13 protein-coding genes are annotated in these 13390 nt (G+C 61.8%); 8 read left to right on the forward strand and 5 right to left on the reverse strand.

Annotation, left to right across the window (positions count from 1 at the left end):
- Nucleotides 1-4: 4 nt before the first annotated feature.
- From CS1GBM3_RS11455 to CS1GBM3_RS11480, 6 genes are all read left to right on the forward strand, one after another.
- Nucleotides 5-1399: a circularly permuted type 2 ATP-grasp protein gene (locus CS1GBM3_RS11455; protein WP_139247994.1), complete on the forward strand. Its 1395-nt coding sequence runs from the start codon at nucleotides 5-7 to the stop codon at nucleotides 1397-1399.
- Nucleotides 1400-1452: 53 nt separating this feature from the next.
- Nucleotides 1453-2400: an alpha-E domain-containing protein gene (locus tag CS1GBM3_RS11460; protein WP_072395430.1), complete on the forward strand. Its 948-nt coding sequence runs from the start codon at nucleotides 1453-1455 to the stop codon at nucleotides 2398-2400.
- Between the two features lie 7 nt (nucleotides 2401-2407).
- Complete coding sequence (locus tag CS1GBM3_RS11465) at nucleotides 2408-3241, forward strand: transglutaminase family protein (protein WP_072395431.1); 834 nt, start codon at nucleotides 2408-2410, stop codon at nucleotides 3239-3241.
- Nucleotides 3242-3268: 27 nt separating this feature from the next.
- Entirely contained in the window at nucleotides 3269-4000 is a 732-nt protein-coding gene (locus CS1GBM3_RS11470) for a proteasome-type protease (protein WP_072395432.1), read from the forward strand.
- A 308-nt stretch (nucleotides 4001-4308) separates the two neighbouring features.
- Nucleotides 4309-5349: a class 1 fructose-bisphosphatase gene (locus tag CS1GBM3_RS11475; protein WP_072395433.1), complete on the forward strand. Its 1041-nt coding sequence runs from the start codon at nucleotides 4309-4311 to the stop codon at nucleotides 5347-5349.
- A 59-nt stretch (nucleotides 5350-5408) separates the two neighbouring features.
- Nucleotides 5409-6287: a phosphoribulokinase gene (locus tag CS1GBM3_RS11480; RefSeq protein WP_072395434.1), complete on the forward strand. Its 879-nt coding sequence runs from the start codon at nucleotides 5409-5411 to the stop codon at nucleotides 6285-6287.
- A 105-nt stretch (nucleotides 6288-6392) separates the two neighbouring features.
- On the opposite strand, the gene CS1GBM3_RS11485 is transcribed toward CS1GBM3_RS11480, so the two are convergent.
- The 4 genes from CS1GBM3_RS11485 to CS1GBM3_RS11500 form a co-directional block, all read right to left on the reverse strand.
- On the reverse strand, nucleotides 6393-6854 hold the full coding sequence (locus CS1GBM3_RS11485) for a YidB family protein (protein WP_072395435.1): 462 nt from the start codon (nucleotides 6852-6854) through the stop codon (nucleotides 6393-6395).
- Nucleotides 6855-6902: 48 nt separating this feature from the next.
- Entirely contained in the window at nucleotides 6903-7661 is a 759-nt protein-coding gene (locus CS1GBM3_RS11490) for a hypothetical protein (RefSeq protein WP_072395436.1), read from the reverse strand.
- Between the two features lie 302 nt (nucleotides 7662-7963).
- Entirely contained in the window at nucleotides 7964-9328 is a 1365-nt protein-coding gene (locus CS1GBM3_RS11495; protein ID WP_072395437.1) for an APC family permease, read from the reverse strand.
- Nucleotides 9329-9354: 26 nt separating this feature from the next.
- Nucleotides 9355-9948 (reverse strand): SAM-dependent methyltransferase, encoded by a 594-nt coding sequence (locus CS1GBM3_RS11500; RefSeq protein ID WP_072395438.1) that lies wholly within the window; start codon nucleotides 9946-9948, stop codon nucleotides 9355-9357.
- Between the two features lie 348 nt (nucleotides 9949-10296).
- On the opposite strand from CS1GBM3_RS11500, the gene CS1GBM3_RS11505 reads away from it, so the two are divergent.
- On the forward strand, nucleotides 10297-11226 hold the full coding sequence (locus CS1GBM3_RS11505) for a glutaminase (RefSeq protein ID WP_072395439.1): 930 nt from the start codon (nucleotides 10297-10299) through the stop codon (nucleotides 11224-11226).
- A gap of 193 nt (nucleotides 11227-11419) precedes the next feature.
- On the opposite strand, the gene CS1GBM3_RS11510 is transcribed toward CS1GBM3_RS11505, so the two are convergent.
- A complete protein-coding gene (locus CS1GBM3_RS11510) occupies nucleotides 11420-11617 on the reverse strand; it encodes a DUF2735 domain-containing protein (RefSeq protein WP_072395440.1) in 198 nt (65 codons plus the stop codon).
- Nucleotides 11618-12058: 441 nt separating this feature from the next.
- On the opposite strand from CS1GBM3_RS11510, the gene CS1GBM3_RS11515 reads away from it, so the two are divergent.
- On the forward strand, nucleotides 12059-13093 hold the full coding sequence (locus tag CS1GBM3_RS11515) for a glutamine synthetase beta-grasp domain-containing protein (protein WP_072395441.1): 1035 nt from the start codon (nucleotides 12059-12061) through the stop codon (nucleotides 13091-13093).
- Nucleotides 13094-13390 lie beyond the last annotated feature (297 nt).

Below are 13390 nucleotides of genomic sequence, written 5' to 3' on the forward strand. Positions count from 1 at the left end.
CGAAATGAACGGCTTCGGACAGGGTATCCGCGAGCCATACACCGCCGTTTCCGAATGGCTCCGGTCCATGCGGGTCGAGGAGCTCAGGAAAAAGAGCACCGAGGCCGAGCTGCTCTTCCGGCGCACCGGCATCACGTTCGCCGTCTACGGCGACGCAGAGGCAGCCGAGCGCCTGATCCCGTTCGATATGATCCCGCGTATCATCTCGGCAACCGAGTGGCGCCGCCTGTCGGCCGGCATCGAGCAGCGCGTGAAGGCGCTCAACGCCTTCATGTACGACATCTACCATCGCCAGGAGATCATCAAGGCCGGGCGCATCCCGGCCGAGCTCGTGGTCCAGAACAGCGCCTTCGTTCCCGAGATGATCGGCGTCGAGCCTGCGCTCGGCATCTACTCACACATCATCGGCATCGACATCGTCCGCACCGGCGAGAATGAATTCTACGTCCTCGAGGACAACACGCGCACGCCGTCCGGCGTCTCCTACATGCTGGAGAACCGCGAGACGATGATGCACATGTTCCCGAACCTGTTCGCAGAGAACCGCGTCGCCCCGGTCGAGATCTATCCCGACTACCTGAGGAAGACGCTCGAAAGCGTCGCACCGGAGAAGCTCGATACCGATCCCGTGATCGCCGTGCTGACGCCGGGAACCTACAACAGCGCTTATTTCGAACATGCTTTCCTTGCCGACCAGATGGGCCTGGAGCTGGTGGAAGCCCCGGATCTCGTCGTCATGGACGGCTACCTGAACATGAAGACGACGCAGGGGCTGACCCGCGTCGACGTCCTCTACCGGCGCGTCGACGACGCCTTCCTCGATCCGCTGACGTTCAATCCCGACTCGGTCCTCGGCGTACCTGGCCTGTTCGACGTCTACCGCGCCGGCAATGTCACCATCGTCAACGCCCCCGGCGCCGGCATCGCCGACGACAAGGCGATCTACAGCTACATCCCCGAGATCATCGAGTTCTACATGGGCCGCCCGCCCATCCTGAAGAACGTGCCGACCTACAATTGCAGAAAATCCGACGCACTGAAGTACGTGCTCGAGAACATGGAGGAGTTGGTCGTCAAGGAGGTGCACGGCTCCGGTGGCTACGGCATGCTTGTCGGTCCCACGGCCACGAAGGAGCAAGTCGAGGAGTTCCGCGCGCGCGTCAAGGCAAAGCCCGAGAACTACATAGCCCAGCCGACATTGGCTCTCTCGACCTGTCCGACGCTCTCCGAGGAAGGCATCGCGCCCCGCCACCTCGACCTTCGGCCCTTTGTGCTAGTGGGCGACGAGGTTCGTCTCGTACCTGGAGGCCTGACCCGCGTCGCCCTGCGCAAGGGATCTCTCGTCGTCAATTCCAGCCAAGGAGGCGGAACCAAGGACACGTGGGTGCTCCAGGACTGAGAAGACCTGACAACGACCAAAAAAATGCCTGAGGGCAGGGGCCGCAAAAGACAATGCTAGGGCGCACCGCAAACGATCTCTTCTGGCTCTCGCGCTACGTCGAGCGTGCCGAGAACATGGCCCGCTTGATCGAGGCCGGCTACCGCATAGCGCTCCTGCCCCGCATCGGCGACGACCGCAAGCAGGAATGGGCCTCCACGCTCGAAAGCGCCGGCTGCGCCCCGCAGTACTACGCCAAGCATGGCACCCTCGATACGAGGAACGTGGTCGAATTCCTGATGTTCGACCATGCCAACTCGTCGAGCATCTACTCCTGCATTTCTACCGCCCGTCGCAACGCCCGCGCCCAGCGCACCGCGCTCACACGCGAGATGTGGGAATCTCTGAACAGCACCTGGCTTGAGCTACAGTCCATCCGCCCCGAAACGCTGCGTCCCGACGCACTGCCGCGCATCCTTGACTGGATCAAGGAGCGCTCGGCCGCTTACCGAGGTGCCCTTCTCAACACCATCCTGCGCAACGATACGTACTACTTCAGCCAGCTCGGCACGTTCCTGGAGCGCGCCGACAACACGGCCCGCATCCTGGACGTGAAATACTACGTGCTGCTCCCCTCGACGAGCATGATCGGCTCGGGCGTCGACAGTGCGCAATGGGAGGCGATCCTGCGCTCCGTCTCGGCGCACATGAGCTATCGCTGGGTCTATAAGGAAAGCTACCGCTCCTGGCGCATCGCCGACTATCTGATCCTCAACCGCTACATGCCGCGCTCACTTCGCGCCTGCTATAGCGAGATCGACCAGGCGCTCGACGACCTCTCGTCGCTGTACGGCGAACAGAAGCCATGCCTCGAAACCGCCAAATCGACGCTTTCCCTCCTCGATACGGGTGAGATCGACACCATCTTCCAGTCAGGCCTGCACGAATTTCTGCTCGAGTTCATCGGGCGCAACAATCGCGTCGCGCACGAGATCTCCGAGGCCTATCACTTTAACTCATGAGGGGCGGATGCTGATCGAGATTCGCCATGTCACGACCTACCGCTACGAGACGCCGGCGCGTTACTCGATCCGGAGCCTGCGGCTGACGCCCCCCTCCTTCGACGGCCAGGACATCCTCGCCTGGGCCATCTCCGCGCCGGGCTTCGACAAGCACATCGAATATCGCGACGGCTTCGGCAACACCGTCCAGCTCGCCTCCGTGACCGGGCTCCATGACGGCGTCACAATTGAGGCCTCGGGGATCGTCGAGACCGAGGATCGAAGCGGCATCGTGCGCGGCCTGACCGAGGTCGCCCCTCCCCGCGTCTTCCTGCGCGAAACTGAACGCACGGCGCCCGACAAAGGCGTCCGCGAGTTGGCCCGCAGCGTCAGCAACGGCAAGGTGCCGAAGGATGTGCTGGACTGCATGCACGCCCTGATGCGCGCTGTGCAAGACGCCATCGAGTACGAGATCGGAGCCACACACCATCACACCACGGCCGCCGAGGCACTCGCCGCCGGCAAAGGCGTGTGCCAGGACCACGCCCACGTCTTCATTTCTGCCGCGCGCATCATCGGCATCCCAGCCCGTTACGTTAATGGTTACTTCCTGTCGGGCACCCTCGCCCCCTCCGAGGCTGCACACGCCTGGGCGGAGGTGTGGGTCGACGGCCTCGGCTGGGTCGGCTTCGACCCGGCCAACGGCATGTGCCCCACGGAGCGCTATGTGCGCCTCGCCTGCGGCTTCGACGCTGGCTCCGCCTCCCCGATCCGGGGCACCCAGAAGGGCGGCGAGAACGAAGCCCTTGACGTCAGGGTGGAAGTTGAGCAGCAAGGCGGTCAGCAGCAACAGCAGCAATAGCTGCCTGACGTCAAAAGGATACTCGCGATGACCTATTGCGTCGCGATGAGGCTGGACCGCGGCCTTGTCTTCGCCGCCGACACCCGCACCAACGCGGGCGTCGACAACGTCGCCCAGTACCGCAAGCTCCACTTCTGGCGTCAACCAGGCGACCGCGTGATCGTGCTGCTCTCGGCCGGCAACCTTGCCGTCACGCAATCCGTCGTCAGCAACCTCAACGAGGCTCTGGCCACCCCGGAGCTGAACGCCCCCACGCTGTTCTCGGTACCATCCATGTATCGGGCCGCGCGTATTGTCGGTGAAGCCGTGCGCGAGGTGCGCCGCGTGGATGGCGCCGCGCTCGAGGCAACCAAGGGCGGCTTCTCGGCATCCTTCATCCTGGGCGGCCAGATCGGCAGCGAGCGCCCGCGGCTCTATCAGATCTATTCCGAAGGCAACTTCATCGAGGCGACCGACGACACCCCGTTCCTTCAGATCGGCGAGCACAAATACGGCAAGCCAATCCTCGACCGCGTGGCCAGCCCCGAGATGCGGCTTGGCGAGGCCGCCAAGCTCGTCCTCCTCTCCTTCGACTCCACTCTGCGTTCGAATCTCTCTGTCGGCATGCCGATCGACATCCTGCTGTATGAGCGTGACAGCCTCGATGTCCGCCGCGAAAAGCGCATCGAGCAGGACGATGCCTATTTCAAGCAGCTATCGAGTTCGTGGTCGGACGCCCTGCGTGGCGCCTTCCGCAACATCGATGAATTCAAGATCTAGCCCGAGCACTGGCTTCAGCCCGGTAGCGAGCCTGAGGCGCGCCAAACGCGCCGCAACGACCCTTCTTTGCTGAATTTGACGCCGTCTCTCCATTATTCATCCGCAGCGTGTGTGCTATAAGTCATGCACGCAAAAGGATATAGGGATGATTGCTAAGAATTGATCATCACAACGGATTCCCGTTTGGCATTCGATTAAGCTGAACTTGCATAAACGCACCGGCTCACTCCGAATAATCGCGGAGTAAGAAACGGCTCGGCGGCCGTTCGGCCGCATGCGGCCCCCGGCGCCAGGGAGGACACGGTGAAATGACAGACCCGATCGATCTGGGGGCATTCCTGGATCGCTGGGCGCAAGGCAACCCCGTTCGGGCCGACGTGGCCGTCACCGTAGTCCGCATGGCCGAAGCCTGCTGCCGGATCGGCAGCCTCGTGAGCCTCGGCCAGCTGGCCGGCGACCTTGCCTCCCAGACCGGTCGCCAAACCGGTGCCGATCCGCAAAAGGAAGTCGACGTCCGCGCCAACGACCTGATCGTGAAGGCCCTCAAGAACGCGCCCGTCGCCACGTTGGGCTCGGAGGAGCTCGAGTGGCCGCTCCCAATCAATCCCGGTGCACCGTTGGCCGTCGCCGTAGACCCCATCGACGGGTCCTCGAACATCGACTCCAACATCTCTGTCGGAACGATCTTCACCGTCTTGCCGGCCCGCGCCAATGGCGTCGACGCGTCGAGCTTTCTGGCCACCGGCGAAACGCAGCTCGCAGCCGGCTTCGCCGTGTACGGTCCCTATACGTCGCTCGTGTTGACGGTTGGCAGCGGCACGCACATCTTCACGCTTCAGCGCACCAACGGCCATTTCGTGCTGACGCAGGCCGATGTCGAGATCCCGGCATCGACGCGCGAATACGCCATCAACGCCTCCAACTACCGCTACTGGGACGAGACCATCCGCACCTATATCGACGATTGCCTGCGCGGCTTCGACGGACCACGCGGAAAGAACTTCAACATGCGCTGGACCGCCTCCCCGGTGGCGGACATCTACCGCCTGCTGGCGCGCGGCGGCATCTTCCTCTACCCCGGCGACGTGCGCGAGAATTACACCATGGGCCGCCTGCGCCTCGTCTATGAGGCCAATCCCCTCGCCTGGATCATCGAGCAGGCAGGTGGCTCAGCCACCACCGGATGCCAGCGCATCCTCTCCCTCACGCCAACGTCTCTTCACCAACACACACCTTTCATGGCCGGCTCGCGCAACGAGGTCGAGTATCTTGTGCGTCTCCACCAGAACCCCTTCGGGGTCGGCGAGCGCTCACCCCTCTTCGGGCGCCGGGGTTTATTCAGAACCTAGTGGCATAATCGAATAGCTCACAAAGTTGCATCTGCCGCCTGAGGCCAGCCCCAAACGCAATGTCCGCGAAGCACCCCATCATCTCCGTCACAGGCTCATCCGGCGCCGGCACAACCAGCGTCCGGCGCACGTTTGAGCAGATCTTCCGGCGCGAGAAGATCTCCGCGGTCTTCATCGAAGGCGACGCCTTCCACCGCTACAATCGCGAGGATATGGCGGCGGCCACGGCCGAAGCGACCGCGAGAGGCAATCCCAACCTCAGCCACTTCGGCGAGGACGCGAACCTTCTCGAGGAGCTAGAGCTTCTCTTCAAGACCTACGGCGAGATCGGCACTGGCCGCGCACGCCATTACGTACACGACCATGCCGAAGCCGAAATCTACGGCTCGCCGGCCGGCACATTCACGCCCTGGGAAGAGATCCCTTACGGCACCGACCTCATGATCTACGAGGGCCTGCACGGCTGCGCCATAACGCAGAAGGTCAACATCGCGCGCTACGCGGACCTGCGCATCGGCGTGGTGCCTGTCATCAATCTCGAATGGATCCAGAAGATCCACCGAGACAAGGAGGAGCGCGGCTATTCCCCCGAGGCCATCACCGACGTCATCCTCCACCGCATGCCGGACTATGTGAAGTACATCTGTCCGCAGTTCACGGAGACCGACATCAACTTCCAGCGCATCCCGACGGTAGACACGTCGAACCCTTTCGTCGCGCGCTGGATCCCGACCAACGACGAATCCATGGTCGTCATCCGCTTCAAGAATCCGCGCGGCATCGACTTCTCGTATCTGCTGTCGATGATCAAGGACAGCTTCATGTCGCGCGCGAACTCGATCGTCATCCCCGGTGGCAATCTCGATCTCGCCATGCAGTTGATCCTGACCCCGATGATCCTGCAGCTCATCGAACGCAAGCGCCGCACGTTTTTCTGACAGCGCGAACGCAAACCGCCCCGACAAAAAAATAGCGCCGACCGCACATCGCGATCGGCGCCTTTGTTCTGCGTTTCCCAACCGGGAAGCAAAAACGCGAAGCAGCTATACGCGTCTCGTCGAGTCGCTCGCGGCCTGCCCAGGCACACGCCCATCGGCCGTTAGCGAGTCGATGATACCGGGGAGCGCTTTGGCGAGCTGCGACAGGAGATCGTCGCGGCTCACGCCAGCCTGATCCGCCATGCGTGTCACCGTAGTCTTCCCGAGCGCCGATCCCAAGTCGCTAGGTTCGACGGGAGCATTCTGGCCGGTGCCGATCCAGGACTTGATCTGCTCTCCGAGTCCGCCGGCCTCAAGCTTGGCAAGTAGATCGGCAAGCCCCTGATCCAAGTTCACCGGATTATCGGCCTGGGGAGCGGCCGCACTGGGAGGAGGCGATGCCGAAGGAGCGCTTGCATCCGGCGATTTGCCCTGCAGAAGATTCTTCAGCAGATCCCCCAGGACCGGCTGCGATTGTTGATTGCCTTGTTGTTGCGCGAGCTGCGCAAGAGTGTCGAGCAGTCCCATTGTGACCCTCCTTTGGTCAGTAGGCTTCAAAGGTACGATTGAACTTGGCTAATTCTGGCTAAGCCGCTTGTTGCACTCGCTGTAGTAGCCGCCGCCCTCCTCGCTCCACTTGAGCTCGGCGCGCCCTGCGGCCTTGTTGGCTTCATACTGATCGCGGCAGGTAAGAAGCCGGGCCCGGCCGGCGGCTTCGCCCGCGTACTTCTTGGAGACGCCGCTCGGGAACACTGCGTTCGAGAGCAGCGCGGCATGCGTACCCGTTACAGCTTGAGGGCATCCCGCGTGACGAAACTCGTTCCACGTCATGCCGCCAAGCTGTCCGGTGGTTTTGGCGTCCTGATACCTGGCGCTGCACTCCCGTTGACTGACGGTTTCCGTGTCAGACGCGCCAGGCTTGGTCGCGGCACCATGCGTGACCGTCTTGGCCTCATGCGCCAAAGTCTTCGCCTGGGGAGGCGCGGCCTGGGCAACACAGCCGCCCTTGCGGAAATCGTTCCAGCTCTGACCACCGAGCGTATCGCCTGCTTTCGCCGCCTTATAGCGTACGCTGCATTCCTCGATACTCGGGCCACCAGTGGCGGCAGCCTCGGATGGTGCCTTTTTTACGGGCTTGAGGGCCATGGTTGCGTCGGCCCCACACTCCTTCTTGCGGAAATCATTCCAGGATATCGAACTGGCAGCCCCCGCCTCCTGCGCCGCTTTGTATTTCGCGCTGCACTCCTGCATGGTCAATGCATGCGCGGGTTGCGAAAGTGCGAGCATCGAGAGAGCAACTGCCCCCGCCAGCATTCCGTAAGAACCGTTCGCCATTGCGTCTTCCTCACGAGCTTGGAGTTTCTGGAGTGCGCTGGAGGATGACTTGCAAAGGATGAGGGTCAACAAGGGCTGGTCGGCGAGCTTTACCTTTCACAAACGAGGTCCTGACCTTTTTACGCCTCGTCGAAACCATGATTGGAACAAGCGAGAGGGCCTGCCGCCCCACCTGACGCCAGCAACGACGGCGGATTCAAAGGATTCATGACAGCGGCAGCAGCAAACGGGCTTGAAAACCAAAACCTGGCCGACACACAGAGCTGGGAGCGTCCTCTACGCGACCTCCAGCCCAGACTTTGTTAGCCCGCAGGGCTGCGAGCAACTGTCCGCGTCGCGTATCGACCGGCCTCTCGCCGATTGCCAAGCCAATAGACCGGAATACCCGCCGCCAAGACACCGAGTCCCACCAGCGCGCCAGTGCCCGTGTACATCACGCTCGAATAGATGAGATAGACGCACATGGCCGAGAACACGATCGGCGGAAGCGGGTAAAGCGGCACGCGATAGGCCGACGGGCTCGAAGCCCCACGCCGGCGAAAGACGAAAAGCGACAGCCCAACTAGAAGCAGGAACGTCCAGAACACCGGCGCCGTATACTCGACCATGGCCTGAAAGCCATTTCGCGCGCCCGCTCCGAAAGCGATCAAGACGAGAGCGATACAGCCCTGCACGATGAGGGCCGTCAATGGCGCAGCGTTACGGGGGCTTCTGCGCGCAAGGGTCGCAAAGGGTCGGAAATCGAGACCCAAGGCAAACATCGACCGCGCGCCGGTGAATATGGTGGCATTGATCGTACTGATCGCGGTTGCGCAAATGATGAGTGCGACCACAGCGCTTCCGGCCTGGCCGAACACCTCGGCCACAGGCCCTTCCACGATCGTTTTTGATTGACGCAGCCCTTCAAAGCCGAAGGCATAGAGAAGCGCGCTGTTATAAATGAGATAGAGGACGATGATGGCCGATGTTCCAAGAAGGAGCACGCGCACCATGTTGCGCCGAGCGTCCCGCACCTCGCCGGAGAGATACGCGGCCTCGTTCCAGCCTCCATACGTGAGCAGAATGAAGACGAGCGCAAGCCCGGCAGCGCCCGACGACGGCCCACTGCTGACAACATTCGCAACGGACGCATGCGGCTCGGCGAACATCGCCGCGCCAGCCACCACGAGCAGGATAACGATCGTCAGCAGCGTAAGGAGGGTTTGCGAGCGACCGCTCGTCGTTGTCCCGAAGAGCTGCAGCACTGTGAACAGGACGACAGACATCGCAGCATGCAACGACGGCCCGAGCTCGCCCAACGGCACGAGTTTGTTGGCGTAGTCCCCATATACGAATGCCACCGCCGCGATGGCACCGGTCTGCATCACCGTCATGCGTGCGAACGCAAACAGGAACCCAGTTGCGCGCCCGTACGCGCGTGTAAGGTAGAAATATTCGCCCCCAGCGCTAGGATTTTGTGAGCCGAGCTCTGCGTAGCAGAGCGCGCCGACAATCATCAGAACGCCGCCAGCAAGCCACAAGGCGAGAAATTCCGCAGGACCTGCCGAATTGGCCGCCACAAGCGGAGGTGTCTTGAAGATCCCGATACCGACGACGATGCCGACGAGCATCGCGCTGGCCTGAAGCACCGACAGTGTCGGGCTCCGGCCTTGCACGCTTGCATCCATGCTATGTGGCTCCGCGAGAGGCGGGGCTAGTCTGCGGCTTTGCCGGCATTGGTCTCGCGGATCATATTCTCGCGCACCACCCAGAAGTAGACGTTGCGGCCGTCGACCACCTCGCTCTTGTCCGGCTTCCAATCGCCGAGATCGAAGGCATGCGAGACGATACGCGTGCCCGGTTTCAACTTCTCGAGCTTCGGCCGAAGCTTCATGTTGACCTCCGAGAGCAGGTACATGGTGATGACCGTGGCCTTGCTGAGATCGGTCTCGAACAGGTTCTGCTCATGGAACTGCACCTTGTCCGTGACCCCTTCCTTTTCCGCGTTCTCTTTGGCTTCCTTCACGCGCACGGGGTTGAGATCGACACCTGAGGCGGTGATTCCATACTTCTTGGCCGCCGTGATCGGGATCCGTCCGTCACCCGAGCCAAGATCCAGCAGCACGTCTCCAGACTTGATGCCTGCCAGTTCGAGCATTTTATCGACCACCGCCTGCGGCGTTGGCACATACGGCACATCAAGATCACGGGCGAGCGCCCGGCCCGACGCCAGCACCACCACAAAGGCGGCGAACGCAATCAGCGAGCAGACAAGGCGCCACGACGGCGCATGAGCGGGATTGGGCATGCTGACGCTCTCCGGAGGTTGGGTTCGATAAGATCGGCAACGTACCCGCGGGCATGTAGTTCCCGCATCCGGTGAGAACCAGCCCTGTGCTGATTCCCTAGGGAAACACCGTTTTCAAGCACGAGAATTTCAGAGATCGACGTAAAACCTTCCTCTTTCTGAAGAAAACCACCGTCGCGAAGCGCACGCGCAGCGCCTCATCTCACCGCGATGCTTCACAACAAGCTTGCGACCGCGGCTCGATGGACGTTGCCCCCCGCCACCGCGGCCAAGTAGGGTTGCGGGCTGCGCGAACCACGCGCGCGCATCCAACCCGCAAGACAAACTCCGCAAATAACGAGCAGCACCGTGCCCCACCTGGACGTCGTCGTAAGCGAAATCGCCGAGGAAATGCGCAAGCGGCCGGACCGCGGCGAGGTCGCAACCTACATTCCCGAGCTCGCACGCGTCGATCCGGACGCCTTCGGCATCGCGGTGATCGATGCCGAAGGCAACATTGCCGCGGCCGGTGACAGCGACGTGCCGTTCTCGATCCAAAGCATCTCGAAGGTGTTCACCTTGACGCTCGCCCTCGGCAAGGTTGGCGGCCGCTTATGGCGCCGCGTCGGACGGGAACCGTCGGGCAGCCCGTTCAACTCCGTCGTGCAGCTCGAGTACGAGCGCGGCATCCCGCGCAATCCATTCATCAATGCCGGAGCCATTGCCGTTACCGACTTGATTCTGTCGGGTCACCAGCCTCGGGAGGCGCTCGGCGACATTCTGCGCTTCATGCGCTTTCTGGCCGACGACCAGACCGTCTCCATCGACAAGGCCGTGGCGGCCTCAGAGCAACGAACCGGCTTTCGCAACGCCGCGCTCGCCAACTACATGAAATCCTTCGGCGTGATCGAGAACCCGGTCGAATACACGCTCGGAGTCTATTTCCACCATTGCGCCATCGCCATGACGTGCAAACAGCTCGCCATGGCCAGCCGCTTCCTCGCCCACTCGGGACGCAATCCGGAAACGGGCATGTCCGTCGTACCCCCGGAGGGTGCACGCCGCATCAATGCCGTGATGCTGACCTGCGGTCATTACGATGGATCGGGCGAGTTCGCGTACCGGGTTGGCCTGCCAGGCAAGAGCGGCGTCGGCGGTGGCATTCTTGCTGTGGCACCAGGCAAGGCATCGATTGCCGTCTGGTCTCCCGGACTCGATGCCAACGGCAACTCCCACCTTGGCCGCATCGCGCTCGAGGCGCTGACCAAACGCATGGGTTGGTCCATCTTCGGACCCTGAGCTTACGAAACGTTGGAAACAGATACCTTGAGCCGATCGAAGCCTAAGGCTCAAACGACGGCAGTGGGTCGGCACGCATCTCGCGGCGCCCCCATCAGCGCGCCCACCCCGGCGCGACGTGGAACACTCCACATCCGCGCCCTCACATAAACATCAGGCTTGGCAACATACGCGCACATAGCCAACAGCTAGCCTATTTGTGCTGCTCGGACTGGTCGGCTTCCCGAACGGCTTCGTCGTGATACCAGCTGCTGCCGCACACGACCTTTGCATACGGCACAGACGGGTCCATCGCGCTGCGCCAGGCGGCTCGCTCAGCCTCGAGGCCGGTACGTCCGCCTGCAGGGAATTGGTAGATCTTTGCGCTTTCGCGCTGAGCCTTTCCAGTCATCGTCAGTCTCTCCTATTCCATTCACATAGTAGACACTCAGAACACAGTGTCGATTTGACCTATTTTGCCTGATGAACAGACAGATTGCTCGCTAAAAATCACGGTTTGCCTATATTATGTGCATGATATTTATTGCTTATCTGGCTAGCATTTTGGAGTGAGGTACAGGGGTTCTTCTGCCTCTTCACTGACCAACTCAACACACAAGGCGCGTGTTTTGTTCGCTACCAAACAACGCTCTTTCCCTCGAGGAATACAGTAGGCGGATGAGTATCGGCGGCTCGCAAGAAGAAGGGCGCCGCCTTCGCGCAGCGAGCAGAGCTCGGCGCGCTCACTTTCTCGTCCGCGCCATCGCCCAAATCAGCGAATCCGACACGCACCTTTGAGCCATGCCAAGCGGCGGGCTCATGCGAAATTCATGTGTCAAACGAGGAGCAATCGATGACGAAGTACAAGCTCGAATACATCTGGCTCGACGGCTATACGCCGGTTCCCAACCTGCGCGGCAAGACGCAGATCAAGGAGTTCAGCTCCTTTCCGGATCTGGCCGATCTCCCGCTCTGGGGATTCGACGGCAGCTCGACCAAGCAGGCCGAGGGCCACAGCTCCGACTGCGTGCTGAAGCCGGTTGCTCATTATCCGGATCCCGCCCGCACCAACGGCGTGCTCGTGATGTGCGAGGTCATGCTGCCGGATGGCGTCACGCCGCATGCCTCGAACAAGCGCGCAACCATTCTGGACGACGCGGGCGCCTGGTTCGGCTTCGAGCAGGAGTACTTCTTCTACAAGGATGGCCGCCCGCTCGGCTTCCCGACCGCTGGCTACCCGCCTCCGCAGGGTCCCTACTACACGGGCATCGGCTACAAGAACGTCGGCGACGTCGCGCGCAGCATCGTCGAGGAGCACCTCGATCTCTGCCTCGCTGCCGGCATCAACCACGAAGGCATCAACGCCGAGGTGGCCAAGGGCCAGTGGGAATTCCAGATTTTCGGCAAAGGCTCCAAGAAGGCCGCTGACGAGATGTGGATCGCGCGCTACCTGCTGCTCCGTCTCACGGAGAAGTACGGCATCGACATCGAGTGGCACTGCAAGCCGCTCGGCGACACCGACTGGAACGGCTCGGGCATGCACTGCAACTTCTCGACCGCATACATGCGCGAAGTCGGCGGCAAGGAGTACTTCGAGGCGCTGATGAAGGAGTTTGAGAAGAACCTCGAGGACCACATCGCCGTCTACGGTCCGGATAACCACATGCGCCTGACCGGCAAGCACGAGACGGCTCCGTGGAACAAGTTCAGCTACGGCGTTGCCGATCGCGGTGCATCCATCCGCGTCCCGCACTCGTTCGTGACGAACGGCTACAAGGGCTACCTCGAGGATCGCCGTCCGAACTCGCAGGGTGACCCCTACGCCATCGCTTCGCAGGTTCTGAAGACGATCTCGGGGGTCTCGACCGCCGCTGCAAAGGCTGCCTAAGCCCAACGGCCTTTCGACGCCAGACCACCCGCCCGGGGCGCTTCTCACGCTCCGGGCTTTCTTATTTGCTACGCCCCTCAGCCATCAGAATATTTTTTAAGGCTGACAGAGATCTGCATCACATCGATTAATTGTTGACTGTGAGTATAAAGTTTTTCTAGGGTCGCAACCCGATGGCGCCGTCTCGCCTCACGCCAGCCAGCGGATTTGTAGCTCGTCCAGCCGGATCCCAGCCAGCAAGCGATTAAGGACTGGGGGATTCCGATGAAGACGTGCATGCCCGCGGGGCTTCCCGCG

The organism is Hyphomicrobium sp. CS1GBMeth3, assembly GCF_900117455.1.
In the GTDB taxonomy this organism is placed as follows: domain Bacteria; phylum Pseudomonadota; class Alphaproteobacteria; order Rhizobiales; family Hyphomicrobiaceae; genus Hyphomicrobium_C.

Excerpts from the sequence above, each read along its gene's own strand:
- CS1GBM3_RS11455 (WP_139247994.1), top strand. The coding sequence starts at position 5 with ATGAACGGCTTCGGACAGGGTATCCGCGAGCCATACACCGCCGTTTCC.
- CS1GBM3_RS11460 (WP_072395430.1), top strand. The coding sequence starts at position 1,453 with ATGCTAGGGCGCACCGCAAACGATCTCTTCTGGCTCTCGCGCTACGTC.
- CS1GBM3_RS11465 (WP_072395431.1), top strand. The coding sequence starts at position 2,408 with ATGCTGATCGAGATTCGCCATGTCACGACCTACCGCTACGAGACGCCG.
- CS1GBM3_RS11470 (WP_072395432.1), top strand. The coding sequence starts at position 3,269 with ATGACCTATTGCGTCGCGATGAGGCTGGACCGCGGCCTTGTCTTCGCC.
- CS1GBM3_RS11475 (WP_072395433.1), top strand. The coding sequence starts at position 4,309 with ATGACAGACCCGATCGATCTGGGGGCATTCCTGGATCGCTGGGCGCAA.
- CS1GBM3_RS11480 (WP_072395434.1), top strand. The coding sequence starts at position 5,409 with ATGTCCGCGAAGCACCCCATCATCTCCGTCACAGGCTCATCCGGCGCC.
- CS1GBM3_RS11485 (WP_072395435.1), bottom strand. The coding sequence starts at position 6,854 with ATGGGACTGCTCGACACTCTTGCGCAGCTCGCGCAACAACAAGGCAAT.
- CS1GBM3_RS11490 (WP_072395436.1), bottom strand. The coding sequence starts at position 7,661 with ATGGCGAACGGTTCTTACGGAATGCTGGCGGGGGCAGTTGCTCTCTCG.
- CS1GBM3_RS11495 (WP_072395437.1), bottom strand. The coding sequence starts at position 9,328 with ATGGATGCAAGCGTGCAAGGCCGGAGCCCGACACTGTCGGTGCTTCAG.
- CS1GBM3_RS11500 (WP_072395438.1), bottom strand. The coding sequence starts at position 9,948 with ATGCCCAATCCCGCTCATGCGCCGTCGTGGCGCCTTGTCTGCTCGCTG.
- CS1GBM3_RS11510 (WP_072395440.1), bottom strand. The coding sequence starts at position 11,617 with ATGACTGGAAAGGCTCAGCGCGAAAGCGCAAAGATCTACCAATTCCCT.
- CS1GBM3_RS11515 (WP_072395441.1), top strand. The coding sequence starts at position 12,059 with ATGACGAAGTACAAGCTCGAATACATCTGGCTCGACGGCTATACGCCG.